The following is a 26,317-nucleotide window of genomic DNA, read 5'->3' as shown; positions in this document are numbered from 1 at the left end:
TATGGAACATGGCGCCGCAGGTTTTGTGCCCTGCTCGTGTTCTTGTGAGGCAGGGCGGGATCTGGGCGCTATCCTATGTGGCTAAGCTGTTGTAGGATCACGCAATTGGATTGGGACTGGAGTGTGAACACCCTATGATTTTAACCTTGATATTGCTGTCAATTGGCGCACTCCTGTTTCTGGTCATCGCCTACAACGTGGTGCAGCAATACAAACAGAAGGCCGAGGCGGACAAGCGCCAGGCCATCGCCCGCCACAAGGCCGTGGCCGACGAGACCGAAGAGGTGCTGCTGAACGTCAACCTGGTGCCCTTCTCCAAGAACATGGTGTTGCTGATGCAGCACCGCATTCTGGATGCCTATCGCGCCATCGCCCTGGTCATGCCGAACGCACAGATCAAGCAGCGCATCGTCGATGTCCAGACCCAGATCAAGAATGTGCAGGAGAACTACAGCAGCCAGGACGAGGGCCACTTCAAGACGCCGGAGTCCGACCGCCAGGCTATCCAGATGCTGCAGCTGGCCAAGAAGATGCGGGCCGTGCTGCGGGTCGAGCACAACAAGGGCAAGATAGATCCACAGGGGTTCGCCCAGGAGGATCGCCGCCTCGAGCTGATGCAACTCAAGATCAACATCGCCAACCTGCTCAAGCGGGCCATGGATGCCCAGATCCAGGGGCAGTACGGCACCTGCCGCCAGCTCTACACCAAGGGACTCGGCGCCCTGGCCAACGTCTCCGACAAGGATCCCTACCTGCTGGCTCGGGAAGAGGACATGCGTCAGGGGATGCGGCAGCTGGAAGAGCACCTGCAGCAGCACAGCGAGAAGGAGCTGCAAAACCTCAAGGACAAAGAGGCCGACGAACTCGACGTCCTGTTCCAACCGAAGAAGAAATGGTGACCATGTCTCATCCACTGGATTCCACGCTGGGGCCCATGGCCCCATTCGTTTGCCAACTGCTCACGGAAATGCACGCCATCATGGGGGCATCAGACTCCCCCGTGGTGGACCATCTCTGCTACCGGGCCGCCACCCTGCCGGAATATCTGGAGTTGAAAGAGACGCTGGCGGCGCACGGGGTATTGCTGGTGGAGGGGATGATAGGGGGGCGCCCCATCGCTACCTATCGTCTGCATCGGCCCGTCAGCTGGCAGCAGGTCACCGTGCCCTGCATCGAGCTGGCCGCCCCCAAGGCGGGACGCAGCCATCAGGCCGGTCTCGAGCATATCGAGCTGGTGGTGCCGTCGCTCCAGGCCCTGGTGGTAGCCCATCCCGATGTGGCGTTCAAGACGGCCAATATGGATGACGGGCGCAACCCTGACGTGGGCCTGATGCTGCCCTCCGGGCAGATCAAGTTTCACTTGCGCCCGCTTTCTGAGGTGATCGACGAAGAGCTGTGTACCGGTGCCGTGGTGCCCGTACCGGCGGATTACTACGATGGCCTGTGAGTCGACGGTCCGCCGGCGCCGGGCTGGGTGAGGACAGGGGGCTGCGCCGCGCGCCCCTTCAACTGCCCCAGCCAGAGACTCAAGCCCGCGGTCACGCACAGTACCAGCTCGATGCCGAGCACCAGCCCGCCCAAGCCCCCCCGCTCCCAGAAGGGATGCAGATACAAACCACCCAGACTGGCTCCCAGATAGTACCCCACCAGATAGAGCGATGAGGCGAGTGCCCGGTTGTGCTCCACGTGCTGGCCGACCCAGGCGCTGGCACAGGCGTGGGCGAGGAAGAAGCCGAAGCTCGATATCAGCAGCCCCCCGATGATGGCGACCAGGGTGCCTTGCAACAGGGCGAGGCTGCCGAGCGCCATCAGGGTGATCCCCGCCAGCAACATGCGTTGCGGGCCCCAGCGATGGGCGCCGCGCCCGCTCAGGGAGGAGGCGAGGGTGCCGGTGAGGTAGGTCAGAAACAACATGCCGAGCCACTGGGTTGGCAGGGAGAAGGGGGCCTTGGCCAGCAGGAAGGTGAGGTAGCTGTACTGGTTCAGAAAGACCATGAAGTTGAGCCCGCCGATGAGGTAGGCCCCTGCCAGCAGCGGGTTGCCGAGGTGGCTCTGGATGGCGCGGCGCAGCTGTCCGGGGGCGGCTTCCACGGCCACGAAGCGGGTCTGGGCCGGCAGCAGCCAGATGACCAGGGGGAGCAGGGCGAGGCTGATGAGGCCGATGCCGAGGAAGGTGTGCTGCCAGTCACCGAATCCGCCGGCCAGCAGACCGCCGACCACCCGGCCTGCGATGCCCCCCAGGGAATTGGCGGCGATGTAGACCCCGACTGCAGAGAGCAGGGCTCGCTTGCTGAACTCTTCCCCCATGTAGGCGATGGCTGTGGCTGGCAGCCCCGCCAGCAGCATCCCCTGCAGGATGCGCAAGCTCACCAGCAGATCGAACCGGGTCACCCAGGGGATGCACAGGGAAAGCAGGATGGCGGCGCTCAGGGTCCATAGCATGATCCGCCGCCGCCCGAACCTGTCCGCCAGGCGGGCGCAGATGAGCAGCGATCCTGCGAGCCCGGCGGTGCAGCCGGCCAGGGTCCAGCTGGCGGACAAGGAGCTGACGGAGAACACCTCTGCCAGGAGGGGCAGCAGGGGGTGAGTCTGGTAGAGATTGAGAAATACCAGGAAGGATCCCAGGCTGAGGGCCAGGGTGGCGCGTATCCATTCGCGACTACCTACTTCGATCATGTGGAGTTGTCCCGACGACTTTTGTGCAGAGTAGTGGGCCGTTTACTATAAATATAATATATTTAAATTATTGCTCCGATAAATGAAATTGATATGGATCTGAAACAGCTTGGTTATCTGCTGGCGGTACGCGATGCCGGCTCCTTCACCCGGGCGGCACAGGCGCTGCACGTGGCCCAGCCAGCTGTCAGCATGGCCATCGCCAAGCTGGAGCTGCAGCTCGATCTGCGCCTGTTCGACCGGCAGGACCGCAGCGTGCGCCTCACGCCGGAGGGGGAGGTGCTCTGCCGCCACGCCGAGCGGCTGCTGCGCCAGATGCACCAGGCAGAGGCAGAGATGGCCGAGCTCAAGGGGCTGGAGCGGGGGGAGGTGCGCATCGGCATCCCCTACATGATGGGATCCTACTATTTTCCCCCTATCCTGATGGCCTTCAAGCACCGCTATCCCGGTTTGAAGATCAGGGTAGAGGAGGCGGGGACCCGGGAGCTGCTCAGCCGCATGGTGGACGGCAGCCTGGATCTCGCCATCCTCATCACCAGCGATCTGCCGCCAGCCCTCGAGGGGGCCCAGCTCCTGCGCGAGGAGATGCTGATGGTGGTCGGGGAGGAGCATCCGCTGCGGGAGGCGGGGGCCGTCTCGTTGCCGCAGTTTTTCGGCCAGGATCTCGCCATGTTCCGGCGAGGGTTCTACCACAGGGAGCACATGGAGGTGCTGGCACAGGGGCTTGGGCTAGAACCCAACATCGCCTTCGAGAGCAACCTCATTCCGCTGCTCAAGGCCGTGGTGCGCCAGGGGTTTGCCGTGACCACCTTCCTGCGCATGGCGCTGGAAGAGGAGCCGGCGCTCACCGGCATCCCCTTCGCTCCCCCCATCTTTCTCGATCTCTGCGTGGCCTGGCGGCGGGGGGATCCCCTCTCCATGGCGAACCGGGCGCTGCGCGACTTCCTGCTGTCACAGGCTGCACCGGGAGCAGACCCCGGCCCAGGGTGACGACGCCAACAAAAACGCCTCCCAAGGGAGGCGTTTTTCATGTCGAGTTCGGCCAGGCGGCATCACTTCTTGAGCAGGTGGTCCAGCTTGTTGGCCTTGGTGGAGAGATAGAACTCGTTGTGGGGGTTGCGCCCTTCCTGCAGGGGCACGCGCTCCGCCACTTGAATGCCAAAGGATTCCATCGCCTTCATCTTGCGCGGGTTGTTGGTCATCAGACGCAGGGACTTGACCTCGAGCGCCTTGAGCATGTCGGCACAGATGGTGTAATCGCGCATGTCGGCGGCAAAGCCCAGCGCCACGTTGGCCTCGACGGTATCAGCCCCCTGATCCTGCAGATGATAGGCACGGATCTTGTTGAGCAGACCGATGCCTCGCCCTTCCTGACGTACATAGAGCAGGACGCCGCGGCCTGCCTTGGCGATGTTCTCCAGGGCGGCCTGCAGCTGGAAGCCGCAGTCGCAGCGCAGGCTGAACAGGGCATCCCCGGTCAGGCACTCGGAATGGATGCGCCCCAGTACGGGCTCACCGTCAGCGATGTCGCCCATCACCAGCGCGGCATGATCCTTGCCAGTGCCGGTTTCCTGAAAACCAACCAGCGTGAAAGTGCCCCAGGGGGTCGGCAACTTGGATTTGGCCACGAGGGTAACGCTGCTCATATGGTTGCTCCTGACTACAGCTGCTTGAAAAAGGGCGGCTAGTGTAGCGCGCATCGCTCATAACAACCATAAGAACAAAACCTTGCGTGCGCAGGGGGTTAGCGGATTGGTCAGAATTGGCGCAATCGCGACGACTTTTGCGCAATTGTGCGCCCCGACAACTGCCAGCGCCGGTGCATTCGGGTATAATCGGCGCCCATTACCCCATCCCGACCAGGGATGCGTAACCAGTCAAGATGCCGAGTACGCAGGAGAACGAATATGCCTCACATGGCCCCCGTTATGACGATTGATGGCCCGAGTGGCGCAGGGAAAGGCACGCTGTGCCAGCTGTTGGCGGCGAAACTGGGTTGGCACCTGCTCGATTCCGGGGCCATCTATCGGGTACTGGCCCTGGCGGCCCTGCATCACGATGTGGAGCTGGATGCCGAAGCGGCGCTGGTCCCCCTGGCCGCCAATCTGGACGTGCAGTTCCAGGTGGAGGGTGATCTGGTCAAGGTGGTGCTGGAAGGGGAGGACGTTTCCCGCACCATCCGCACCGAAGAGGTAGGCAATGCCGCGAGCAAGATCGCCGCCTTCCCGCGCGTGCGCGAAGCCCTGTTGCGCCGCCAGCGTGCATTCCGCCAAGCCCCTGGTCTCATTGCCGACGGTCGCGACATGGGCACAGTGGTTTTCCCCGAGGCCAACGTGAAGATTTTCCTCGACGCCAGCGCCGAGGAACGGGCCCAGCGCCGCTATAAGCAGTTGCAAGATAAGGGCTTTGATGTTAACTTTGAGCGTCTTTTAACCGAGATTCGGGAGCGTGACGATCGCGATAGAAATCGTGCCGTTGCCCCCCTGAAACCCGCGGAAGATGCTCTTGTGGTAGACTCAACGTCTATGACCATAGATGAAGTGCTGGTGACGGTACTTGCCTATGCAGAGCAACAACTTGGTGACATCGGCGCAAGCTGATGCCAGTCGTCTGCACCATGGATGGCGCAGATAATTTAAAACAACCCCGCTTGTGCAGGATTGCAGGTGGATGTTTCATTTGTGACATAAACAATGATCGAATCTTTTGCTCAACTCTTTGAAGAGTCCCTGAACGCCGTTGAAACCCGTCAAGGTTCCATCGTCAAGGGCACTGTCGTTGCTATCGAGAACGGTTTCGTACTGGTTGATGCCGGTCTGAAATCCGAGTCTGCTATCCCGGCTGAAGAATTCAAGAACGCCATGGGCGAGCTGGAAATCAACGTAGGTGACTCCGTTGACGTGGCTCTGGACTCTATCGAAGATGGTTTCGGCGAAACCAAGCTGTCCCGCGAAAAAGCCAAGCGCCACGAAGCCTGGCTGCAGCTTGAAAAAGCTTACGAAGAGCAAGCTACCGTTATCGGTATCATCAACGGCAAGGTCAAGGGTGGTTTCACCGTTGAACTGAACGGCATCCGTGCCTTCCTGCCGGGTTCCCTGGTTGACGTGCGTCCGATCCGTGACACCGCTCACCTGGAAAACAAAGAACTCGAGTTCAAAGTCATCAAGCTGGACCAGAAGCGCAACAATGTTGTTGTTTCCCGTCGTGCCGTGATCGAAACCGAGAACACCTCCGAGCGCGAAAGCCTGCTGGCCAACCTGCAAGAAGGTCAAGAAGTTAAGGGTATCGTCAAGAACCTGACCGACTACGGTGCATTCGTAGATCTGGGCGGCGTTGACGGCCTGCTGCACATCACCGACATGGCGTGGAAGCGTGTTAAGCATCCTTCCGAAATCGTGAACGTTGGCGACGAGATCGCAGTCAAGGTTCTGAAGTTCGACCGCGAGCGTACCCGTGTATCCCTGGGTCTGAAGCAGCTGGGCGAAGATCCCTGGGTTGCTATCGCCAAGCGTTACCCGGAGACCACCCGTCTGTCTGGCCGCGTGACCAACCTGACCGACTACGGCTGCTTCGTTGAAATCGAAGAAGGCGTTGAAGGCCTGGTACACGTATCCGAGATGGATTGGACCAACAAGAACATCCACCCGTCCAAGGTTGTTAACGTTGGCGACGTGGTTGACGTGATGGTTCTGGATATCGACGAAGAGCGTCGTCGTATCTCCCTGGGTCTGAAGCAGTGCAAGTCCAACCCGTGGCAGCTGTTTGCCGAAACTCACGCCAAGGGCGACCGTGTTTCCGGCAAGATCAAGTCCATCACTGACTTCGGTATCTTCATCGGTCTGGACGGCGGTATCGACGGCCTGGTTCACCTGTCTGACATCTCCTGGAACAACCAGGGTGAAGAAGCTGTGCGTGAATTCAAGAAGGGCGACGAGATCGAAGCCGTTGTTCTGCAAGTGGACCCGGAGCGTGAGCGCATCTCCCTGGGCGTCAAGCAGATCGAAGAAGACCCGTTCAACAAGTACCTGTCTGATAACAAGAAAGGTGCTATCGTGAAGGGTAAGGTTACCGAGGTTGATGCCAAGGGTGCCGTGATCGAACTGGCTGACGGCGTAGAAGGCTACCTGCGTGCCTCCGACGCTGCTCGTGACCGCGTAGAAGACGCCACTCTGGTGCTGTCTGTTGGTGACGAAGTTGAAGCTAAATTCATGGGCGTTGATCGCAAGAACCGCACCGTAAGCCTGTCTGTCCGCGCTAAGGACGAGGCTGACGAGCGTGTTGCCATCGACAACCTGAACCAACAAGAAGAAGTTGTGTTCAGCAATGCCATGGCTGAAGCGTTCAAAGCCGCCAAGGGTGAGTAATCCTTGATGCAAGAAAAGGGCGGCATTGCGCCGCCCTTTTTTATCCTGGCAAAATGTTTATTGCATGTGATCGGGGAAGGAGATTTAACCTTATGACCAAATCAGATCTCATCGAACAACTGGCAGCCAGCCGCATGCATATGCCGGCCAAGGATGTCGAAGCCGCCATCAAGGAGATCCTTGAGCAGATGGCATCGACCTTGCAAAACGGCGACCGGATTGAAATCCGAGGATTTGGAAGTTTTTCACTGCACTATCGTGCGCCCCGTGTGGGTCGCAACCCCAAGACAGGGGACAAGGTTGAACTGACCGGGAAATATGTCCCGCACTTCAAGCCTGGCAAAGAGTTGCGCGAGCGCGTGAACATCGTCGAATAATGCAGAAAATGGCATACCAGGGTATGCCTTTTTTATTTTTACCGTCTTTAACCTGCGCAAACCTGCGCATTGTCGGGTTTCTCGCAGTCTTTTCCCATTCGCTCTAGAGTCTGCCGGTGATTTTAAGGATAATCAGTTTCTCATTAGCTACAGACAGGGAGCTCCCATGAAGCGTATCTTGGCCCTCATCCCATTGGTGCTGGTGTTTGTTCTGACGCTGGCCATAGGTTCGCAAAACGGTCAGCTGGTACAGTTCAATTATCTGATCGCCCAGGGGGAGTTCTCGCTCTCCATGTTGCTGGGATTCTTCTTCGCCGGTGGTTTCCTGCTGGGCTGGCTGGTATTCGGCCTGCTCTTCCTGCGCCTCAAACTGCAAAACCGCACTCTGAATCGAACCATGCGTCGTCAATCTCGCGAGTTGGAGCTTGCCCGGTCGACAACCAAGGAATAATGTCCCTCGATGCTTGAACTGCTTTTCCTGCTGTTGCCCATTGCCGCCGGTTATGGCTGGTATATGGGACGCAGGAGTGTTCGCCAGGACACCCAGCAACAGAGTAACAAGTTTTCCCGCCAGTACGTGGCGGGTCTCAACTATTTGCTGTCCGATGAATCCGACAAGGCGGTGGATCTCTTCATCCAGCTGCTGGAGGTGGACAGCGAAACCATCGAAACCCATCTCTCCCTCGGCAACCTGTTCCGCCAGCGGGGCGAGGTCGATCGTGCCATCAAGATCCACCAGAACCTGGTCGCCCGCCAGCTGACCCGGGAGCAGCGCCAGCTCGCGCTGCAGGAGCTGGCCCGCGATTTTCTGGCCGCAGGGCTCCTGGATCGGGCCGAAGCGCTCTGGAAGGAGCTTTGCGAGGACAGTGACTTCGAGGAGACGGCGTTGGCCCAGCTGCTCGTCATCCATCAGAAACTGCGTGACTGGGACAGGGCCATCGAGGTGGCCAGTCGCCTGCAGAAATTCCAGGGCAAGAAACTGGCCGAACCCATCTCTCATTTTTATTGCGAGCAGGCGGAGAACGCCCTGCGCGACGGCGACAGGGTAACGGGCATCGCCAAACTCAAGCGTGCCCTCGGCGCCTATCCGGCTTGCGCACGGGCGAGCCTGCGACTGGCCGATCTCTCGATGGAGGAGGGCAAGTTCGAGGAGGCCAGCAAGGAGCTGCTGCGGGTGTTCGAACAGGACATCGATTTTGCCTCCGAAGCCATCCCCAAGCTGCTCGACTGTTATCGCGAGCTCGGCCGCAGCGAGGCGCTGATCCCGCTGCTGGAAAAGGCGGTGGAGGATCATGCCGGAGTCAGCGTGACGCTGGCACTGGCCAACCTGGTCGAGGCACGCGACGGCCTGAGCCAGGCCCGCGCTCTGGTGCTGCGCCAACTGCGCCGCCACCCCTCCATGAAAGGCTTCTATCAGCTGGTCGGCTTCCAGCTGGCAAGCGCTGAAGAGGGGCCGGCCAAGGAGAGCCTCGAGCTGCTGCAGCAGCTGGTCGGCGAGCAGATCAAGATCAAGTCGACCCACAAGTGCCGTCAGTGCGGCTTTGCGACCCATTCGCTGTTCTGGCAGTGTCCTTCCTGCCGGCAGTGGGGCTCCATCAAGCCGATCCGTGGCCTGGATGGAGAATAAGAGTCAGCAGATAAGACGTCAGCCCCCATGTGGGACAGGTGCGCTGCCCACCCTGTCGACCAAGGACACCCAAGTAATTCAGATGCCAGTGTGCACCCGGTCTGCGGTCCGGCTGCCTCTGGATGTGGCATAACAACCCATAGGAAGTGACATGCAAGACCCCAAAGTACTGGTTGCGCTGGATTATCAGCACGAAGCCGACGCCTTCGCCTTCATCGAACAGATCTCCCCGGCCCAGTGCCGCCTCAAGGTAGGCAAGGAGATGTTTACCCTGTTTGGCCCCCAGTTCGTCCGCCAGCTGGTGGCAAAGGGGTTCGACGTCTTCCTGGATCTGAAATTCCACGACATCCCCAACACGGTGGCCAAGGCGGTGGCGGCAAGCGCTGAACTTGGCGTCTGGATGGTGAATGTCCACGCCAGCGGCGGCGAGCGGATGATGCGTGCCGCCAAGGAGGCGCTGCTGCCATACGGCGACAAGGCCCCCCTGCTCATCGGGGTGACGGTGCTGACCAGCATGGAGCAGTCCGACATGGCGCCTCTGGGGCTGGATGTGACCCCGGCAGAGCAGGTGATCCGTCTGGCCACCCTCGCCAAGGCGGCGGGACTGGATGGCGTGGTCTGCTCCGCCGAGGAGGCTCGCGAGCTGAAGGCTCTGCTCGGGGCCGAGTTCAAGCTGGTGACCCCGGGCATTCGTCCAAGCGGATCCGCCGCCGGGGATCAGCGCCGCGTCATGACACCGCTGGCAGCGGTGGAAGCGGGTGCCGACTACCTGGTCATCGGGCGTCCCATTACCCAGTCAGGGGAGCCTGCTGCCGTGCTGGGGGCGATCAATGCCGAGCTGAGCCGCTAACGGACTGAGCCTCGATAACACAACAGGCCGGATCCCAGATCCGGCCTGTCGCATTTTGGGGAATGGCTGACGGCTGCCCGGTGGACGGGCTCAGCTCTTGCTGACCTGGATACCCAGGCTGATGGGGAAGAGGCCGAGGAGCAGGCCGGCGCCGGACCCGATGAGGTGCGATTCGATATGCACCCTGGCCCCGATGAGGGCGGAAACCGGGCTCTCTCCGGCGCTGTAGAAATCCACACCCAGCTTGATGACGATGCCCAGCAGCATGAGCCAGCCGGAGTGACGGCGGTAGCGAATATCCTGCATGGCCCCCCATACGAACAGGCCGTGCAGCAGGCCGGAGAGGCCCATGTACCACAGGGTCTGCGGGCACCACCACCAGATCCCGAGCCCGACGGCGGCGCCGAGCAAGAGCAGCAGCACGGGCAGGCGCCACCCTGTCAGATACTCCTGAAACAGGCTGTAGAGTACCGCCAGCCCGCAGAGGTTGAGCAGCAGGTGCCATCCATTGGTGTGGGCCAGATTGCCTGTTATGATGCGCCACCCTTCGCCCTGGGCGATCAGGTCGCGTTCGAAAGCGAGTTGATGGTTCGGCACGGTGAAGAAGAGCAAGGCAGTGACGAGCGAAAGCGCGATGACCCAGAGCAGACCCGATTTTTCAGACAACATGAAACAGCCCAACGACAAAGAGAGCCGATACTGTACACGCTGTACCCGAGCCCTCAAAGCGTGCCTGTGCGATTATATCCGGCGGGTACCTCATCTCGCACCGCTCCACATCCTGCAACACCCCGGCGAGGTGGGACACCCCAAGGGGACGGCCGCGCTGCTGGCGGCGTCTCTCACCGATGTCCGCATCCACGTGGGTGAGGATTTCTCCGGCGACGAGGCGCTCAATGCCCTGCTGGCCGACCCCAAAGTACAGTGCTATCTGCTGTGGCCTGATGAGGATGCGATGACTCCGGCACAGGCGAGGTCGCACCTCGCACGCCGTGCCGATGGGGGAGAGGCGAGGGCGCACTTCATTCTGCTCGATGGCACCTGGCGCAAGGCATACCGCATGCTGCACAGCTCGACGGCCCTGCTCGGGCTGCCGCGGATCACGCTCGGCGATCTTGCCGGGCAGTATTCCATTCGCAAAAAGCCGTTTCCCGGCGCCTTGTCGACCCTGGAGGCGGGCTACCATCTGTTATCCCAATGGGAGGGCGAGCCTGAGCGCTTCGCCCCTCTGATGACCCTTTTTACCCATTTGAACCGGCAGTGGCATGACTTTGCACAGGGTCGTCGCCGTTGAACTGCCCAGAGGAGTGATGAACGTGAAAAAAGCCGTCGTGGTATTCAGTGGGGGACAGGACAGCACCACCTGTCTGGTGCAGGCTCAGGCTCTTTATGACGAAGTGCACGCCATCACCTTCGATTACGGCCAGCGCCACCGGGCGGAGATAGAGACCGCGCGCCGGCTGGCCGGGGCGCTTGGCATTGCCGCCCACAAGGTGATGGACGTCACCATGCTGGGGGAGCTCGCCATCTCGGCCCTGACCCGGGACGATATCCCGGTGAGCGGTGAGCTGCAGGATAACGGCCTGCCCAATACCTTCGTACCCGGGCGAAACATCCTGTTCCTGACCCTGGCCTCCATTTACGCCTATCAGGTGGGCGCCGAGGCGGTGATCACCGGGGTGTGCGAGACCGATTTCTCCGGCTACCCCGATTGCCGCGACGAGTTTGTCAAAGCGCTCAATCAGGCGGTCTCCCTGGGGCTGGATCGCGCCATTCGCTTCGAGACCCCCCTGATGTGGCTCGACAAGGCCGAGACCTGGGCACTGGCGGATCACTACGGTCACCTGGATACCGTGCGCCACCAGACCCTGACTTGCTATAACGGCATCCAGGGGGATGGCTGCGGGGCTTGTCCTGCCTGCGAGCTGCGCCGACGGGGGCTAGACCTCTATCTGGCCGACAGGGCAGCCATTGCGGCCCGGTTGTACGAGAAAACCGGGCTCGGTGAGAAAAGCGGAAGTTGAGCCTGTGCCGCGCCGGGCTTTGGGGTATAATCCGCGCCTTTTGTAGCCAGTCGTGATCAAGATGCACTATCCAATCAACGAGATCTTCCAGACCATCCAGGGGGAGGGGGTCTTCACCGGCCTGCCCGCCATCTTCGTTCGCCTGCAGGGCTGCCCGGTGGGGTGCCCCTGGTGCGACACCCGCCATACCTGGGTGGTGGATCCCGCCCGTGAGGTCGGGCGCGGCGAGGTGCTGGACAGATCCAACGAATCCGATGGCTGGAGCAAGATGAGCACCCACGACATCCTGGCCAGCTTCGATACCCTGGGATACCGGGCGCGCCACGTGGTGTTAACCGGTGGCGAGCCCTGCCTCTATGATCTGCACGAGCTCTCGTCGGCCCTGGTGGCATCGGGTTACCAGGTGCAGATCGAAACCAGCGGCACCAGCGAGATCCTGACCCATGAGCAGACCTGGGTGACCGTCTCCCCCAAGATCGGCATGAAAGGGGGGTTGCCGGTGCTGGTGTCGGCCCTGGAGCGGGCCAACGAGATCAAGCACCCGGTAGCGACGGAGCGACACATCGAGGAGCTCGACGCCCTGCTGGCGAGCGCCCGGCTGCGCGAGGATGTGGTGATCGCGCTGCAACCCATCAGCCAGAAACCCAGAGCCACCGAGCTGGCGATGGCGACCTGCATCGCCCGCAACTGGCGGCTCTCCATCCAGACCCATAAATACCTGAATATCGATTGATATGGACGGACTCGGTGATGAGAGGGTATTGCTAACCCTGACGCAGAAGATGCCGTACGGGAAATATCGCGGGCGGCGCATCATCGATATTCCTGAACCCTATCTGGTATGGATGGCACGCAGCGGCTTTCCTGCCGGCGCCCTTGGCCAATCTTTGGCACTGGCGTACGAGATAAAACTCAATGGGCTGGAGTCCATGATTATTCCCATTATTAACAGGATGTCAGAATGAGAATATATACGAGGCAGGGGGACAAGGGGCTCACGCGTCTGGCTGACGGAACTTCCCTGGCCAAAGATGATCGACGTGTGGAAACTTATGGTGCCATCGACGAGCTGAATTCCCAGATAGGACTCTTGATGGCCGAAATACCCGCCGACGAGACGGTATTATTGGCCGAGCTGATATTGCTGCAGCAAGAGCTGTTTGATCTGGGCGGCGAGCTGGCCTTTTCCAGCGAGGCGCAAGAGGCCAGCCTCTGGCAGGTCAACGAGAGCTGGACCCAGAGACTGGAGCAGCAGATCGATGCCTACAGCGCCCAGCTGCCGGTGTTGCGTAATTTCATTTTGCCGAGCGGATCGCGGGCGGCTGCCCAGGCCCACGTGGTACGTACCCTGACCCGCCGCTGCGAGCGCTTGCTGCTGGGGCTGAGCCGGGAAGAGCGGGTGAACCCGGCTGTCCTGCCTTACCTGAATCGGCTAAGTGATTGGTTTTTCACGGTGGCCAGATATCTGCTGGTCTCGCAGGGCATCCCTGAAGTGCTCTGGGTTAAGGCCGCAGAGCGGCGCTGAAGGGCAGACTCTGGCAATAAAAAACCTCGCCTGGCGAGGTTTTTTATTTGGCGGGGAAGGGCATTCACGCTCAGATGGCAAAGTCTTCCACGGACTTGCCTTCGGCCACGGCCTTGGCAATGACGGAGGGCATGCGACCCTGGCCGGTCCAGGTCTTTTCCACGCCATTATCGAGATAACGATATTTGGCGGGACGGGGGGCGCGTTTGCCTTTGCTGGCCTTGGGGCTGTCGATGGCGGCCGTGGTCACCAATTCAGCCGGATCGATTCCCGCGGCTTTCAGCATTTCGGCGTATTCGGCAATTTTCTTTTGATGTTCTTCGCGGGCCTGGCGTTCGGCAGATTCATCCTGTTGACGCTCAGCGACCACGGCGGAGAGTTTCTCCAATCCCTCTTCCAGCTGTTCCAGCGTCAATTCACGGCAAGTTGCCCGCAGGCTACGGATATTCAACAGTACTTTCAAAAACTCGTTCATATTGGCTACCACGCGAGCAGAATATTATGGAGGGGAAGATGTTTTTCGGTAATTTATAGGGGGGGTTGGCATCAAGTCAAGTCTACCGAAATAATTAATTAGGCTGATAAATTAAGAAGCGTAAATATTCTTGAAGATATATTTATCCTGTTGGATGTGTGCATTTCCGAATGAGTTCCAGGTAGATGAAAATGTCGCTCTGTGCCAATATTGCGAACCATTTGACTACCATTTCCCCTTGTTTTGCCATAGCTGCCTTGAAATTTAATCAAAAAACTTGCTATCACCCGGTGGCTCGATAAAATGTGCCGCGAATACCTTTAAGTAGAGGCGCGCTGCCTATGACTACTTGTGCGGAGGGTGATGCCGATGATGCACAAGGAAAGGAGTCAGCGCCGAAGTGACCAGGCCATCATACCGGGTTGCTGGTTCTGCATCTAATAGGTGCAGGACTGCCATAGTCATTCACTATGGAGCGCTACCTGAAGGGGCTGAGGAGTATGACCTCCCCATGGGTTTTGTTTCTTTGATCCTCTCGGTAGATCTCCACCTGTTGTCTTTAGGTGCAAAGAGATCATGGACATCGTTCACTTCGCCGACTCCGGTTGGTCCGTCGTTCCCCCCTTGCTGGCCGTCGCCCTGGCGATCATCACCCGCCGCGTCCTGGTGTCGCTGGGGGTGGGCATAGTCGCAGGCAGCCTGCTGCTGAACCAGTTTTCTCCTCTCGATTCCCTGCATTACATGCTGAACACAGTGCTGAAGATCTTCTGGGTCGATGGCGCGCTCAATCGTGACAACGTCAACATGATCATCTTCATGTTGCTCCTCGGTGGCCTCATCAGCCTGATGAGCGTCTCCGGGGCGACCCGGGCCTTTGCGGAGTGGGCCGAGCGCCGCGCCAAGACCCGCAAGGGGGCCAAGACGCTCACCGGTCTGATGGTGTTTGCCTTCTTCATCGATGACTTCTTCCACAGCCTGTCGGTGGGGGCCATCTGTCGTCCGGTGACCGATCGCTTCCAGATCTCCCGCGCCAAACTGGCCTATTTGCTGGACTCCACCGCCGCACCGGTCTGCGTGCTGATGCCCATCTCCTCCTGGGGGGCCTACATCATCGCCCTGGTGGGGGGCATCATGGCGGCTCACGGTCTGACCGAGCAGAGCCCCATCTCGGCCTTCGTGGAGATGATCCCCATGAATCTCTATGCCGTGTTTACCCTGATCATGGTGCTGGTGGTGATCGCCTTCCAGCTCGATATCGGCCCCATGCGCCAGCACGAGCAGTGGGCCCTGGAGGGCAAGCTGTGGGATGAGTCCAAGGGCCGCCCCATCGGTCTGGACATGGAGAGCCCGGAGGAGAGCAATGGCGGCATGATTGACATGGTGCTGCCGATCCTGACCCTGACCCTGGCTACCGTCTATTTCATGATCGACTCCGGTGCCACCGTGCTGGCCGACAAGGGGCTGCCGTTCAGCGTGCTCGGCTCCTTCGAGAACACCAATGTGGGTTCTTCCCTGGTCTATGGCGCCCTGTGCAGCCTGGTGGTCTCCATCGGCCTGGCCATGCGCCTGAAGCTGGGCGCCAGCAACTGGATGAAGGCTGCGCCGCAAGGGATCATGGCCATGCTGCCGGCCATCAACATCCTGCTGTTTGCCTGGACCATTGGCGCCGTGGTGCGCGACGTGGAGACCGGCAAGTACCTGGCTTCCCTGGCCAACGGCAACCTGCCCGTCGAAGTACTGCCTGCCGTGGTCTTCGTGCTCTCCTGCGCCATGGCGTTTGCCACCGGCACCAGCTGGGGCACCTTCGGCATCATGCTGCCGCTTGCCGGCGACATGGCAGCGGCCAGCGATGCGGCCCTGATGCTGCCCATGCTGGCGGCCGTGCTGGCGGGGTCGGTGTTCGGCGATCACAGCTCGCCCATCTCCAGCACCAGCATACTGTCGGCCACCGGCGCCGGTTGCCATCACATCGATCACGTGATGACGCAGCTTCCCTATGCGCTGGCTGTCGCCTTCGGTGCCGCCCTCGGCTACCTGGTGATGGGGCTGATGCATTCTGTGCTGGCCGGCTTCACCGTCAGTGCGCTCTGGTTCCTGATATTCTCTGGCTACCATTTGCGCAAAACCCGGCAGCATCGCGCGCTGGCCGTCGCATAAGAGCACAAGGGGCCTTCGGGCCCCTTGGTTTTGGCGGGGGCTTTCGTTAGCATGCGCCCCATCATTCCCCTTTCGGAACTCCATCATGGCTTCACTGCACTACAAATTTGCCACCATGAATTCAGGCAAATCGACCCAGCTCATCCAGGCTCATTTCAACTATCTGGAGCGCGGCATGGTTCCGCTGGCCATGACCCCGGCCATCGACGATCGTTTCGGGCTCGGGGTCATCAGTGCCAGGGTAGGGCTGGAGCTGAGGGTGGAAGTGTTCAGCGACACCTGCGATCTGTTCGAGATGGTCAAGGCGCGTCACGCCGAGCGTCACATCGATGTCTTCATCGTGGACGAGGCGCAGTTCCTGACCCGTGAACAGGTCTATCAGCTCGCCCGCATCGTCGATGAGCAGGACATCCCGGTGATCGCCTACGGCCTCAAGACCGATTTTCGTGGCGAACTCTTCCCCGGCTCCTACCACCTGCTCTGCCTGGCCGACAAGTTCGAGGAGCTGAAAAGCATCTGCTGGTGCGGCAACAAGGCCCACATGAACTCTCGCGTCAATGAAGCAGGGCAGGTGATGCGTGATGGCGAGCAGGTGGAGATCGGCGGCAACGATCGCTATGTGTCGCTCTGCCGCAAGCACTATCTGGAGGGGCGGGCTTTCAAGTAACCCGCGGCTGATGCGTGCAACGTGAACAAGAAAGGCGCCAATATGGCGCCTTTCTTGTTTCTGACGGCTCAGTCGATCTCGATATCGACGGGGGCGATGATGGGATCGGCCACCGGCAGGCGGTGGAACAGCTGGCGAAAATGCTGCTGCACCCGGCCTATGTCCACCAGGGACATGCCGGAGGCGAAGCCGAACCAGACGTAGAGGCCGGTGAGATCGCGGAACATGGGGGGCAGGTAGCGGGGAGCATCGATGAGCCCCTCCAGATAGTGCTGGTAGAGCACAGGGATGTCGTCCAGGGTCACCTTGCCGACGAACAGCATGGGCAGGATCTCGGGCACCCCCTCCAGCACGGCGCTGCGGATGAAGTTGACCGTCTCCACATAGCCCTTCACATAGGAGAGATCCTTGGTGAAGCAGGCACCGCCGGCCACCATGCCACCGCGAAAGACCCGTTGGGTGATCTTGTAGGCATCGTGTTCGCTGGCCCCCTTGTCCACAAAGTGCCGGAACACCTCGATGAAGTCGGCGCCGCGCTCCGCCATGTCGATGGCCATGACCCGATCCGAGATGCGCTTGGCCCTGTCCGGGAAAGAGCTGAAGGTGAGGGTCTCGATGAGCACGGCGAGCCCCTCCTGGCAGGCGGTGATGCGCGGCGAGCCGGCGCCGAGCCAGGTGGCGTAGGATTGCTGACGACCGTTCAAGGTGGTGCCCACGTGAACCCAGCCCTCGTGCACCTCCAGCACCTGGAGATCGAGCTCCGAGAAGCGGGCGTGGGAGTTGAGCTTGATGTAATCCCCCCCGGCGGCGGCATCGGAGACGATGCCATCGCTGAGTTTCACCTGTACTGTGCCGTCGCTGAAGTAACTCGACAGCTTGCCCTGCAACCTCGCCACTGCGGCGTCCCCCTCGAACTCCTTGGGGTAGGGGCGTACCAGATGACGGGCACCGGGCAGGGAGAAGATATCGCACAGCCGCGCACCCAGCTCTTTCAGGGTTTTGCGATCCCCGCGCAGGTGATCGCTGGCCGAGCCGTAGAGCCGCTGGCTGTAGCGCTGGAAATCCGGTTGCCCGCGCTGGCGCAGCATCTCGATCACCACCATGTATTGATCCACCGTCTCTTGCAGGATCCGCCCCAGATCGTCCTGGGGACCGAGGCGCCGGCGGATCCTGTCCCTCAGCTCCTTGAGCTCCAGGTATTTGTTGCGGGGATCGAATCCCAGGGGGAGGGCGTGATAGAAGTCTGCGTCGATGGCGGGCAGCTCCCTCCCACCCTTGGCGAGAAAGTCGTCTTGCAGGTGGCGGGGCCATTTGATCGCATCCAGGATGCGGATGGGCTTTTGCAGGGCGAGCAGTTCATCCGAGAGGGATTTCAGGTGCAGGCGATACTTTTCTTGGATGGTCATCTGGCCTTCCATGGAGGCGGGGGGCTACGAGAATGGCTGAGTATAGGCACAGGGATTGTCAAAAAGAAGCGGGACCGCGGCTGATCCGGCCTGTGTGCTTTTGGTTGTCTGAAAATTGGTTTAGACTGCGCCCCTTGATCCCTATAGCGTCGTGGAAATGATGAATATCCCCAGCTCTGAAATGATAATGCGTTGGTTGCAGCAGGCCCGGATCGAGCACTATGTGTGCGATCAGTGCCACGGCATCCACATGGTCTCCCTGCAGTCCGTCGAGGGCATTCAGGAGAGCCGGATCTTCGTCGAAGAGGAAGGGCTGCTGTTTTCATCCGAGCTGGAGGTGCGCCCCTCATCCCTGCTGCCGCTGATGGCCGAGCTGGGGCGTCTCAACATGCAGTATCCCTCCCTCAAGGTGTTCCTCGACATCATCGACGACAACCTGCCGCGCCTCATCGTGGGCCACACCGTCTTTACCCGCGCGGGGCTCAGTGTCGAGCAGTTCCTGCTGTTCGTGGAGAGCACCACGTCGGCCACCCACGAAGTGGTGGCCGAATGCGAACGTCTGGGCTTCCTGAACCTGCCGGAAATCCAGGTTGCGCCGGAGTCCGTGCACTGATTTGTGCGTTTAATGTGCGAACGGTTCGCTGCGGCCAAAAAGCCGTTGACGGCGGCGGGGCTTTCCCCTACATTACGCCCCGTTCCAGCGCAACCGCGCAACGAACACCGTGTTGGCTGAGCACGTTAAACCACAGACCAAAATTTGGTGAGGTGTCCGAGTGGCTGAAGGAGCACGCCTGGAAAGTGTGTATACGGCAACGTATCGAGGGTTCGAATCCCTCCCTCACCGCCAAATATAACCCGTTGAATTTCAACGGGTTTTTTCATTTCTAGACTTACGTGATTTTTTTCCTGGATCAACTGGGTGGAACAATCATGTATCTGAGTAAAAATGCCTCCGGCACCTACTACACTCGTCTCCCGCTGCCTAAGTCATTACGTGACCGTGGCTTGCCCTTCGCTATCCGTACTTCCCTTTGCACCAAAGATCGTCAGCTCGCCGTAGACCGAAACCTGGCTGTGGCAGCTCGTACTCGCGCACTTATCGCGGCTACCCCTGCCGATACAGCCCCCCGCAGTTTCTATCGCTGGATCCGCGCCGATCTAGACGCGTTCAAAGCAGCGGGGTTCATCCCTCCTCAAACACCTTCCATACCTCGTGAACCTTCTGTTGATGCCCCAGCTTGCCCCAGCAGTGGGATCACGCTCACCCACGCATTGGCGAGATTCATCGAGGCTAAAACCAGTGAGGGGATCCAGCACAAGTCGGTGGGCCAGCTCCAACTTCGGATCAACGCCTTCGTCACCTGGGCCAAAGGGGTTAAAGTCGATGAGGTGACGCCCGCGCTGGCACAGGAGTATCGCAACGGCTTGCTGCGTAAGGCCGACATCAGTTTCAAAACCAAGACCGATTATTTGGCTGCCCTGAAACAGTTCTTCCGTTGGTGCGTGGCACTGGACTATTGCAGTCGTAACCCATTCGATGGGCTGACGGCAGGTAAAAAGCCGAACAAACGGGCGGATGAGGAGCGAGTGCGCTGGTATCGCCCTCAACTGGCCCAACTGTTTGCCAGCCTGCGCAGCAAACAATCCCAGAAAGGCAAAAAGTTGAAAATCCAGGACTGGTGGGTACCGCTCTTGTGCCTGTATGCAGGGCTGCGTCCCTCTGAGGCCTGTCAGCTCAAAACTCACAACATCAAACAGGTCGAGGGGATTTGGTGTTTGGTGGTCGATGCGGGAGAAGCGGATCAGCAGCTCAAAACCGTCAATGCGTACCGTACCGTGCCACTGCACAGTGCGTTGATCGGACATCAATTCCTGGACTATGTGGAGAGTCGTCGCAGTCAAGGGAAGGTATTTTTGTTCGATGACCAACCATCAGGCAAAGACGACGACTGGGCGCATAACATCACCTGTCGCTTCCAACGCCACCTCAATGATGCTGGCATCGTAGGTCAGGGCCGTCCCACGCTTTACGGGCTGCGGCATACTGAATCGCCCCGGCTTCTCTAGACACTTTTGAGCCGTTCGAAATATTGCTTTTCACACTCTACTGGCGATAGCCCGTTGTTGAAACTGTGCCGACGCTTGGGGTTGTAAAACATTTCAATGTAATCGAACACATCCCGCCGGGCCTCCTCGCGATCCGCATAGGTTTTACGTCGGATCCGCTCGCGTTTTAGGAGCTGGAAGAAACTCTCCGCCACCGCGTTATCATGACAGTTACCACGTCTGCTCATGCTGGCCTTGAGCCGGTGCTCCCGCAAAAAATCCTGCCAGTCATAGCTGCTAAACTGGCTACCTTGGTCGGAATGAACCAACACTTCCTGCTCAGGTCGCCGTCGCCACACCGCCATCAGTAACGCGCTGATGGCTAGCTCTCGGTCGATCCTTGGCCTCATTGACCAACCAATGACTTGTCGTGAAAACAAATCCAATACTGCGGCCAGATAGAGCCAGCCTTCATGGGTTCGGATATAAGTGATGTCCGTTACCCAGACCTTATTTGGCTCAGTCACATCGAACTGGCGCTCAAGATGATTCGGTGCAACCACTGCCGGCTGGCCACCATAATGACCGGGACGGCGACGATAACCGGTTTGTGAACGTAAACCCTCATGACGCATTAATCGCGCCACCCGGTGTTTCCCGCAGGTCTCTCCCATCTCTCGCAGGTCATCCCGGATCTTACGATAACCATAGACGCCCCCGCTTTCTAGCCAACATTGCTTGATCTGGCCCAGGAGGCGTTGGTCTTCCAGGGCTCGGGCAGATAAAGGCTGGAGCTGCCAGGCGTAATAACCGCTCGGGTGGACATTCATCATTCGACACAGTCTGCGGATGGGATATGTGGACGCGTGCTCCCGGATGAAGGCGTACCTTACCCTGACAGCTTGGCAAAGTACGCGGCGGCCTTTTTTAAGATATCTCGCTCATCGGTGACGCGGCGCAGTTCAGCCTTGAGGCGCCTAATTTCGGCTTGCTGGCTGGAGTCATGCTGTTGCTGCACGTCGGGTTGGCTGTAGCGCCTGATCCAGGCGTAAAGACTATGGCTGGAAACACCAAGCCGCTCAGCAACCTCTGCCACTGGGTAATTCCGCTCAGTCACTTGCTTGACGGCGGCCAATTTGAATTCTTCCGTGTAACGTTGCTGTTTGCTCATAACACCTCCTGAATGACCTCAGTTTGAGGCTCTTGGGGTGTCTAGGAAAGTAGGGGCGATTCAGCTGTACTAATTTCTTGGTTGTCAATCGGCAACACATTTTCGTTCGGCGGCAAGCCGGGTGAGAAAAGCATTGGTCTCAGCAGAACCGAGTTCCTACGTGTGTCGCAGTTGATGAAAGCGTATGAAATTGCGGATCCAGTACAAGTAGGACTTTTCAGTACGGATGCTGTAGTGATGTAAACGCATCACTGTCCTGACCTGTTCACGCAGGCGGGGCTTGCTGGCGCCTTCCATCTAATCACTGTTATGTACTAAGAGGCTTACGTGGATACTGAGTTTTTAATCATACCGGTGTATAGAATATCTTCAGAAAAGTATTATCAACAACGAGAGGAGTTTGTTGAGAAGCATTTATATAATAGTAGCAACGAAGAGTTAAACGAACTAGCTAGGCAGGTTCATAAAGAACAACCTAGCGTTAAATTGCAATCACAATATATTTTACGTAATAGTTACGGCTCTGTTTGGGACTTTAATGAAATCATTGGGTATATAAAACTTCACTTCGTAGGAAACCAAATTAGAGGTGAGTATTGGGCTGTTAAAGCTAGGCGAATTGTAAAAACTCGTAAAAAAGAATTTGAATATAAAACACATAAATTAGCTGCTGAAATGTCCATTTCAAGAGGCCTAGATAACAATGAAATTTTTGAAGTCGTAACTCAGTATATAGATAGGTGTAGAAAAGAACTTAAAAATAGATATATCGATGATGCTCAACTTAAAACAATAGGTGAGTTTGTTGATTGGCGAAAATTAATGGAAAGCTATTCTCTTTAATGTCAAGCACATAACAAGGCACTTAAACGGAACTAAAACAGTGGGTTACGTTTCGCTTCGCTACACATTATAACCCACAATTTTAGTCTGCTTAGTGCGACGTTAAATTGCACTGGAAATATCGAGGTTAAATGGACGTTCTTACTTTTATATCGGAACTAATTAAAGCTGTGGCATGGCCAGCTACAGCCATTGCCCTCGTTGTCTTGCTCCGGAAACCAATCGTTGAACTTATACCTTTGCTACGCAAGTTGAAATATAAGGAAATTGAGCTTGAATTTGCTCAAGAGGTTTCTGAACTAAAAGCTGAAGTTGAGGCAATAGCAAAGGAGAAGGGGGAAGAGGCCCCATCAATCGCTTCTACGTCCTCGAACCTTTTAAATCTTGTTACCTTTTCAACTCGTGCAGCAATCATGGAGGCTTGGCTAGAAGTCGAGTCTGCAAGTGTAACTGTAGCGAGTTCATTCTGGGGGAAACCTCCAAATGAAACCTCCTGGAATATGCCAAGACTTGGAGAATATCTGCTTCAGTGTAAAATAATTGATGAAAAGCAGCTTTCTGTTTTCAACAAGTTGAGGCAGCTAAGAAATAAAGCTGCACATGCACAGGAGTTGGATCTTAGCGAAAACGATGCGAGGTCTTATGTTCAGCTTGCTTCTGATCTCGCCAAACACATTAGAGAGGCATAGTGCAGGTGCAATTTAACAAGCCGCTCAAATTCGTTCCGACCATAAAAAGCGTGGCCTCCACCGGACTCGCTAACGCTCGCCGTTTAGCGGGGCGTTAGCTTTCTTTCACTACCAACTATCACATATATTAAAAGGACATGTCATGACAATTTTCGAACCAGGTGTTCAATATAAAGATCTTGATGGATCTGTTCATGCAGATCGAGATGACAATCAAAATGCAACTGATTATCTAAGAAACCACCACCACATTTCTGAGAATAGCTTTGTACTCGGCATTCAAGTTTATTCGTCTGTACATAATGTAAGAGAACATACCCTTACAGTTAGGTTTCTACATTCAAATATTGGTGGTTATGACAATATCCAAGAGAAAATGAAAGCTGAAGGTGATGCTCTAGCTCTAAACGAAATTGAAATTGATATGCCTTACAATGAATTTTTTGGGCTATTTAAACGCTTTAGCTTAACTTTATCACCCAATGGCTTGCTAGAAGGCAAGTCATATGCCGCAATATAAAAGCTAACAAGTTGCTTAATTTCGTTCCGGTCACAAACAATGTGGCCTCCACTGGACTGCCTACGCTGCGCTGCGGCAGCCAATTAGCAATACGTTATTAAGCCCTGCTAGCCTCGGTGTTAAATTTAAGGATTGAATATATGAATATGGCTGTTGAACACACTAAGGCAAAATTCTGGAAGTGCGCATTACAAGTAAATCCTGCAAGTTATATAAAGTACCGAGGGAAGAATCAGGGTATATCAGAAGATGACTACAATCAGAAACTATTGGAAGTTTGCCTTGAGGAATCAATAAAGGTTGTGGGAATAGCCGATCATGGCAATGTTGATTCTGTTGTAAAAATCAAAGAAACTTTTAATGCACAAGGAGTCATCGTATTTCCAGGATTTGAAATTGCATCTAGTGAGAAAATACATTTAGTTTGTTTATACCCAGAAGATACAAGTATTCAGACTTTAAAGAATTATTTATATGAGTTTGATATAGATAGTTTTAATGGCACAAAACCATCAACTAAAAGTGCAGACTTCATTCTGTCTACAGTTAAGGATAAAGGTGGCTTTGTGTATGCTGCACATTGCACAGATGACAGCGGTGTTTTAAAACAAAAATTAAACAATATTTGGAAAAATCCGAATTTACATGCGGCACAAATCCCTACTTCATTAGAAGCACTGAAAGAACAAGGTGATCAAGCATATCACCAGATTCTTCTAAATAAAAACCCTGATTATAAACGTGAAAAAAATATTGCGATTATAAATGCTAAAGATATAGAAGACCCTGAAACATTAAGAAAAGAAAATGCGACTTGCTTGGTTAAAATGTCAACGCCCTGCTTTTCCTCATTTAAACTAGCGTTTTCAGATTCTGAATCCCGTGTTCGCCTTAACTCTGATATTAAAGAGAAATATTACTCTAGAATAGAATCGGTTAGGTTTGTTGGTGGGTTTCTCGATGGAATTCATATTAACTATTCTGAGCATTTAAATGCTTTAATAGGTGGCAGAGGAACAGGTAAATCGACTTTAATAGAGGCGATTCGCTATGTTTTAAATATTGAACCTATTAGTAAAGAAACAAAAGCACAACACCTTAAAGTTATAAAGCAGAATCTTGGTTCAGGGTTCGCTGAATTAACTATCAAGTCAGCAGTAAAACATGGGAAATTGTATAAAATATCAAGACGCTATGGTGAATCCCCGATAGTAAAAGATGAAAGCGGAGCTGTTTCTATTTTTTCTCCTAGAGACTTATTACCTAATATTGAAATATTTGGTCAAAATGAAATTCATGAAATCGCCAAAGAACCAAGTGAGCAACTAAAAGTAGTAGAACGATTTCTAAATACAGATAAAATTGAGCAAGAGTCAGGTATTTCAACAGTTAAGGAGTCGTTAGTTACAACAAGAAATAATATCGCTGATTTAACATCTAGCGTCTCTAGCTTAGAATCTGATGTGGAAGCCTTGAAGGCTCACGAGGAAGATGAAAATAGGTATAAAGAGCTTGGAATAGACCAGCAATTGAAACTATTACCAATCGTTGAGTCGGAAAGAAGTACTTTCAAAACGGTTGCAGAAAAGATGGACACGTTAAAGAAAGCACTAAAAGAGTTCTATGAATCTATTCCATGCGGTGACTTTATTACCGAAGAGTTGATTAAGGGATTTCCCGACAAAAAAACATTTGAAAACGCTAAATTAGTATTGTCTGAATTAAAAGATAACATCAATAAATCTATTGCAAAAATAGAATTGGATTCAGAAAGTTCTCAGCAGAAGATAGATCTACTTGACAAAGAACTTCAAGAAAGCATACAGAAACAAGAAGAGTCCATCACTAAAGAGTTTAAAAAGTTGGCTCCTGTTGAAGGTTTGACTGGAAAACAAATTGGTGAACAATATCGGGATTTAATTAAAAATATCGAGAGATTAAAACCCAAGCGTGCGGAACTTGTAACTGAACAAGGTAAGCTGGACAAAGAAATAGCTAAGAGACAGACTCTACTGTCTGAGTTGTCCGAGAAAAAAACCAACAGAGCTACAGCTTTTGAAAAGGGCGTAAAACAGCTAAATAGAAAATTAAAGGGCAATATAAAAGTAAATTACTCAGCAGAAAAAGATAGACTGGGATTAATAAAACTTATCGTAAGTTATCATTTACCTGATGTCGCTGAGGGAAGACTTTCTTGGATGAAAGGTGTAGATGAGTTCTCGGCACCTCTATTCGCAGAGACTATCAAGAAAGGATCGGATGCTTTATTAGAGAAAAATTGGGGTATGACTTCGACTACCGCTGATAGATTATCAAAAATCAGCAATAAACAAATAATGGAAATTGAAGAATTTAAGATCGATGATTTGGTTGGTATTGAGCTGAATGTTTCGAGCAGTGAAGAGCCTTTATATAAAAAACTTGATTCATTATCAACAGGTCAACAGTGTACAGCCTTATTGCACATGCTCTTACTTGATAACCAAGATCCTCTACTTTTAGATCAACCGGAAGATAATCTCGACAACGCATTTATTGCAGAACGAATTGTTACCCAAGTGCGAGATGCCAAACTAACCAGACAGTTTATTTTTGCTACACATAATGCAAATATACCTGTTTTTGGTGACGCTGAATGGATTGGAGTTTTGGAATCAACGAATGAAAATGCAACTTTGCCCATTCAAAATCAAGGTTCAATAGATCAGCCAAATATTCAAAACCTTGCTGCTAAAATTCTTGAAGGTGGTGAAGATGCATTTAATCGAAGAAAAGAAAAATATGGTTTTAAGTAAGGGCTAAAAAACAAGGAATTTAAACGGAACTAAAACAGTTGGTTAGGTTCCGCTTCGCTCCACATTATAACCAACAATTTTAGTCCGCTTAATGCGGCGTTACCG

The 26,317-nt window shown here is 55.5% G+C and carries 29 protein-coding genes, 1 tRNA gene and 1 riboswitch; of the genes, 23 read left to right on the top strand and 7 right to left on the bottom strand.

The window, feature by feature from the left end; all coding sequences use genetic code 11:
* Positions 1-134 precede the first annotated feature (134 nt).
* Together I6L45_RS17900 and I6L45_RS17895 are read left to right on the top strand one after the other, a co-directional pair.
* Complete coding sequence (locus I6L45_RS17900) at positions 135-899, top strand: DNA repair protein (RefSeq protein ID WP_216982830.1); 765 nt, start codon at positions 135-137, stop codon at positions 897-899.
* The gene (locus tag I6L45_RS17895) at positions 893-1,447 is read left to right on the top strand and encodes a VOC family protein (protein WP_216982829.1); all 555 of its coding nucleotides are present in this window, start codon (positions 893-895) and stop codon (positions 1,445-1,447) included. The genes I6L45_RS17900 and I6L45_RS17895 overlap by 7 nt, the downstream gene beginning before the upstream one ends.
* Here I6L45_RS17895 and I6L45_RS17890 read toward each other — a convergent pair.
* Positions 1,432-2,676, bottom strand: coding sequence for an MFS transporter (locus I6L45_RS17890; protein WP_216982828.1), 1,245 nt, complete (start codon positions 2,674-2,676; stop codon positions 1,432-1,434). The two genes, I6L45_RS17895 and I6L45_RS17890, sit on opposite strands and share 16 nt — an antisense overlap.
* Positions 2,677-2,769: 93 nt before the next feature.
* Between I6L45_RS17890 and I6L45_RS17885 the strand changes: the two genes are divergently transcribed.
* Positions 2,770-3,666 (top strand): LysR family transcriptional regulator, encoded by an 897-nt coding sequence (locus I6L45_RS17885; protein WP_216982827.1) that lies wholly within the window; start codon positions 2,770-2,772, stop codon positions 3,664-3,666.
* 62 nt (positions 3,667-3,728) lie between these two features.
* Here the strand turns inward: I6L45_RS17885 and ribA are convergent, their stop codons facing one another.
* Positions 3,729-4,322 carry a GTP cyclohydrolase II gene (gene ribA, locus I6L45_RS17880; RefSeq protein WP_216982826.1) on the bottom strand — a complete coding sequence of 198 codons (594 nt, stop codon included), beginning with the start codon at positions 4,320-4,322 and terminating at the stop codon, positions 3,729-3,731.
* 261 nt (positions 4,323-4,583) lie between these two features.
* Here ribA and cmk point away from each other — a divergent pair, with 261 nt between their 5' ends.
* The 6 genes from cmk to pyrF all read left to right on the top strand — a co-directional run bounded on the left by cmk (position 4,584) and on the right by pyrF (position 9,894).
* Positions 4,584-5,276, top strand: a complete 693-nt coding sequence (gene cmk / locus I6L45_RS17875; protein WP_043760001.1) for a (d)CMP kinase — start codon at positions 4,584-4,586, stop codon at positions 5,274-5,276.
* Positions 5,277-5,369: 93 nt separating this feature from the next.
* Positions 5,370-7,040 carry a 30S ribosomal protein S1 gene (gene rpsA / locus I6L45_RS17870; protein ID WP_005299919.1) on the top strand — a complete coding sequence of 557 codons (1,671 nt, stop codon included), beginning with the start codon at positions 5,370-5,372 and terminating at the stop codon, positions 7,038-7,040.
* Positions 7,041-7,132: 92 nt separating this feature from the next.
* The gene (gene ihfB, locus I6L45_RS17865; protein ID WP_005337145.1) at positions 7,133-7,417 is read left to right on the top strand and encodes an integration host factor subunit beta; all 285 of its coding nucleotides are present in this window, start codon (positions 7,133-7,135) and stop codon (positions 7,415-7,417) included.
* 166 nt (positions 7,418-7,583) lie between these two features.
* Positions 7,584-7,868, top strand: coding sequence for a LapA family protein (locus I6L45_RS17860; RefSeq protein WP_010675000.1), 285 nt, complete (start codon positions 7,584-7,586; stop codon positions 7,866-7,868).
* 9 nt (positions 7,869-7,877) lie between these two features.
* The gene (gene lapB / locus I6L45_RS17855; RefSeq protein ID WP_216982825.1) at positions 7,878-9,044 is read left to right on the top strand and encodes a lipopolysaccharide assembly protein LapB; all 1,167 of its coding nucleotides are present in this window, start codon (positions 7,878-7,880) and stop codon (positions 9,042-9,044) included.
* 151 nt (positions 9,045-9,195) lie between these two features.
* Positions 9,196-9,894, top strand: coding sequence for an orotidine-5'-phosphate decarboxylase (pyrF, locus tag I6L45_RS17850; protein ID WP_216982824.1), 699 nt, complete (start codon positions 9,196-9,198; stop codon positions 9,892-9,894).
* A gap of 90 nt (positions 9,895-9,984) precedes the next feature.
* On the opposite strand, the gene rrtA is transcribed toward pyrF, so the two are convergent.
* Positions 9,985-10,563 carry a rhombosortase gene (rrtA, locus tag I6L45_RS17845; protein WP_254204344.1) on the bottom strand — a complete coding sequence of 193 codons (579 nt, stop codon included), beginning with the start codon at positions 10,561-10,563 and terminating at the stop codon, positions 9,985-9,987.
* On the opposite strand from rrtA, the gene I6L45_RS17840 reads away from it, so the two are divergent.
* The 5 genes from I6L45_RS17840 to I6L45_RS17820 all read left to right on the top strand — a co-directional run bounded on the left by I6L45_RS17840 (position 10,529) and on the right by I6L45_RS17820 (position 13,443).
* Positions 10,529-11,188, top strand: a complete 660-nt coding sequence (locus I6L45_RS17840; protein ID WP_216982823.1) for a tRNA-uridine aminocarboxypropyltransferase — start codon at positions 10,529-10,531, stop codon at positions 11,186-11,188. The genes rrtA and I6L45_RS17840 overlap by 35 nt on opposite strands.
* Positions 11,189-11,210: 22 nt before the next feature.
* Positions 11,211-11,918, top strand: a complete 708-nt coding sequence (queC, locus tag I6L45_RS17835) for a 7-cyano-7-deazaguanine synthase QueC (RefSeq protein WP_216982822.1) — start codon at positions 11,211-11,213, stop codon at positions 11,916-11,918.
* A gap of 61 nt (positions 11,919-11,979) precedes the next feature.
* A complete protein-coding gene (queE, locus tag I6L45_RS17830) occupies positions 11,980-12,651 on the top strand; it encodes a 7-carboxy-7-deazaguanine synthase QueE (protein WP_216982821.1) in 672 nt (223 codons plus the stop codon).
* A 1-nt stretch (position 12,652) separates the two neighbouring features.
* Positions 12,653-12,883, top strand: a complete 231-nt coding sequence (locus tag I6L45_RS17825; protein WP_043760020.1) for a DUF3820 family protein — start codon at positions 12,653-12,655, stop codon at positions 12,881-12,883.
* Positions 12,880-13,443, top strand: coding sequence for a cob(I)yrinic acid a,c-diamide adenosyltransferase (locus I6L45_RS17820; protein ID WP_216982820.1), 564 nt, complete (start codon positions 12,880-12,882; stop codon positions 13,441-13,443). Before I6L45_RS17825 ends, I6L45_RS17820 begins: the two co-directional genes overlap by 4 nt.
* Positions 13,444-13,513: 70 nt before the next feature.
* Here the strand turns inward: I6L45_RS17820 and I6L45_RS17815 are convergent, their stop codons facing one another.
* Entirely contained in the window at positions 13,514-13,918 is a 405-nt protein-coding gene (locus I6L45_RS17815) for an H-NS family nucleoid-associated regulatory protein (protein WP_043760023.1), read from the bottom strand.
* A 317-nt stretch (positions 13,919-14,235) separates the two neighbouring features.
* Positions 14,236-14,407, top strand: a riboswitch (Lysine riboswitch).
* A gap of 87 nt (positions 14,408-14,494) precedes the next feature.
* Here I6L45_RS17815 and I6L45_RS17810 point away from each other — a divergent pair.
* Together I6L45_RS17810 and I6L45_RS17805 are read left to right on the top strand one after the other, a co-directional pair.
* Complete coding sequence (locus tag I6L45_RS17810) at positions 14,495-16,075, top strand: Na+/H+ antiporter NhaC family protein (protein WP_043760024.1); 1,581 nt, start codon at positions 14,495-14,497, stop codon at positions 16,073-16,075.
* Positions 16,076-16,160: 85 nt separating this feature from the next.
* On the top strand, positions 16,161-16,742 hold the full coding sequence (locus tag I6L45_RS17805) for a thymidine kinase (protein ID WP_043760026.1): 582 nt from the start codon (positions 16,161-16,163) through the stop codon (positions 16,740-16,742).
* 68 nt (positions 16,743-16,810) lie between these two features.
* Here I6L45_RS17805 and I6L45_RS17800 read toward each other — a convergent pair whose 3' ends face one another.
* Entirely contained in the window at positions 16,811-18,148 is a 1,338-nt protein-coding gene (locus tag I6L45_RS17800; RefSeq protein ID WP_216982819.1) for a flavohemoglobin expression-modulating QEGLA motif protein, read from the bottom strand.
* Between the two features lie 157 nt (positions 18,149-18,305).
* On the opposite strand from I6L45_RS17800, the gene I6L45_RS17795 reads away from it, so the two are divergent.
* The 3 genes from I6L45_RS17795 (at position 18,306) to I6L45_RS17785 (ending at position 20,215) form a co-directional block, all read left to right on the top strand.
* Positions 18,306-18,761 (top strand): YbjN domain-containing protein, encoded by a 456-nt coding sequence (locus I6L45_RS17795; protein ID WP_197068463.1) that lies wholly within the window; start codon positions 18,306-18,308, stop codon positions 18,759-18,761.
* Positions 18,762-18,907: 146 nt separating this feature from the next.
* Positions 18,908-18,995 (top strand) — tRNA-Ser (locus I6L45_RS17790).
* Between the two features lie 83 nt (positions 18,996-19,078).
* Entirely contained in the window at positions 19,079-20,215 is a 1,137-nt protein-coding gene (locus I6L45_RS17785; protein WP_254204343.1) for a phage integrase N-terminal SAM-like domain-containing protein, read from the top strand.
* Here I6L45_RS17785 and I6L45_RS17780 read toward each other — a convergent pair.
* Together I6L45_RS17780 and I6L45_RS17775 are read right to left on the bottom strand one after the other, a co-directional pair.
* A protein-coding gene (locus I6L45_RS17780) for an IS3 family transposase (RefSeq protein ID WP_216982260.1) occupies positions 20,212-21,365 on the bottom strand; the annotation gives its coding sequence in 2 pieces (ribosomal slippage) (positions 20,212-21,128 and positions 21,128-21,365; 1,155 coding nt in all). The genes I6L45_RS17785 and I6L45_RS17780 overlap by 4 nt on opposite strands.
* Positions 21,366-21,521: 156 nt before the next feature.
* A complete protein-coding gene (locus I6L45_RS17775) occupies positions 21,522-21,614 on the bottom strand; it encodes a phage integrase N-terminal SAM-like domain-containing protein (protein ID WP_254204398.1) in 93 nt (30 codons plus the stop codon).
* Positions 21,615-21,692: 78 nt separating this feature from the next.
* Here I6L45_RS17775 and I6L45_RS17770 point away from each other — a divergent pair, with 78 nt between their 5' ends.
* The 4 genes from I6L45_RS17770 to I6L45_RS17755 all read left to right on the top strand — a co-directional run bounded on the left by I6L45_RS17770 (position 21,693) and on the right by I6L45_RS17755 (position 26,212).
* Positions 21,693-22,208 (top strand): hypothetical protein, encoded by a 516-nt coding sequence (locus I6L45_RS17770; RefSeq protein ID WP_216982818.1) that lies wholly within the window; start codon positions 21,693-21,695, stop codon positions 22,206-22,208.
* 131 nt (positions 22,209-22,339) lie between these two features.
* A complete protein-coding gene (locus I6L45_RS17765; RefSeq protein ID WP_216982817.1) occupies positions 22,340-22,897 on the top strand; it encodes a hypothetical protein in 558 nt (185 codons plus the stop codon).
* Positions 22,898-23,039: 142 nt separating this feature from the next.
* Positions 23,040-23,417, top strand: a complete 378-nt coding sequence (locus I6L45_RS17760) for a hypothetical protein (RefSeq protein ID WP_216982816.1) — start codon at positions 23,040-23,042, stop codon at positions 23,415-23,417.
* Between the two features lie 140 nt (positions 23,418-23,557).
* Positions 23,558-26,212 carry a TrlF family AAA-like ATPase gene (locus tag I6L45_RS17755; protein ID WP_216982815.1) on the top strand — a complete coding sequence of 885 codons (2,655 nt, stop codon included), beginning with the start codon at positions 23,558-23,560 and terminating at the stop codon, positions 26,210-26,212.
* Positions 26,213-26,317 lie beyond the last annotated feature (105 nt).

The organism is Aeromonas sp. FDAARGOS 1415 (genome assembly GCF_019048365.1).
In the GTDB taxonomy this organism is placed as follows: Bacteria; Pseudomonadota; Gammaproteobacteria; order Enterobacterales; family Aeromonadaceae; genus Aeromonas; species Aeromonas taiwanensis.
Note: the sequence above shows the minus strand (reverse complement) of the source record. Positions and strands in the feature narration are given on the sequence as shown.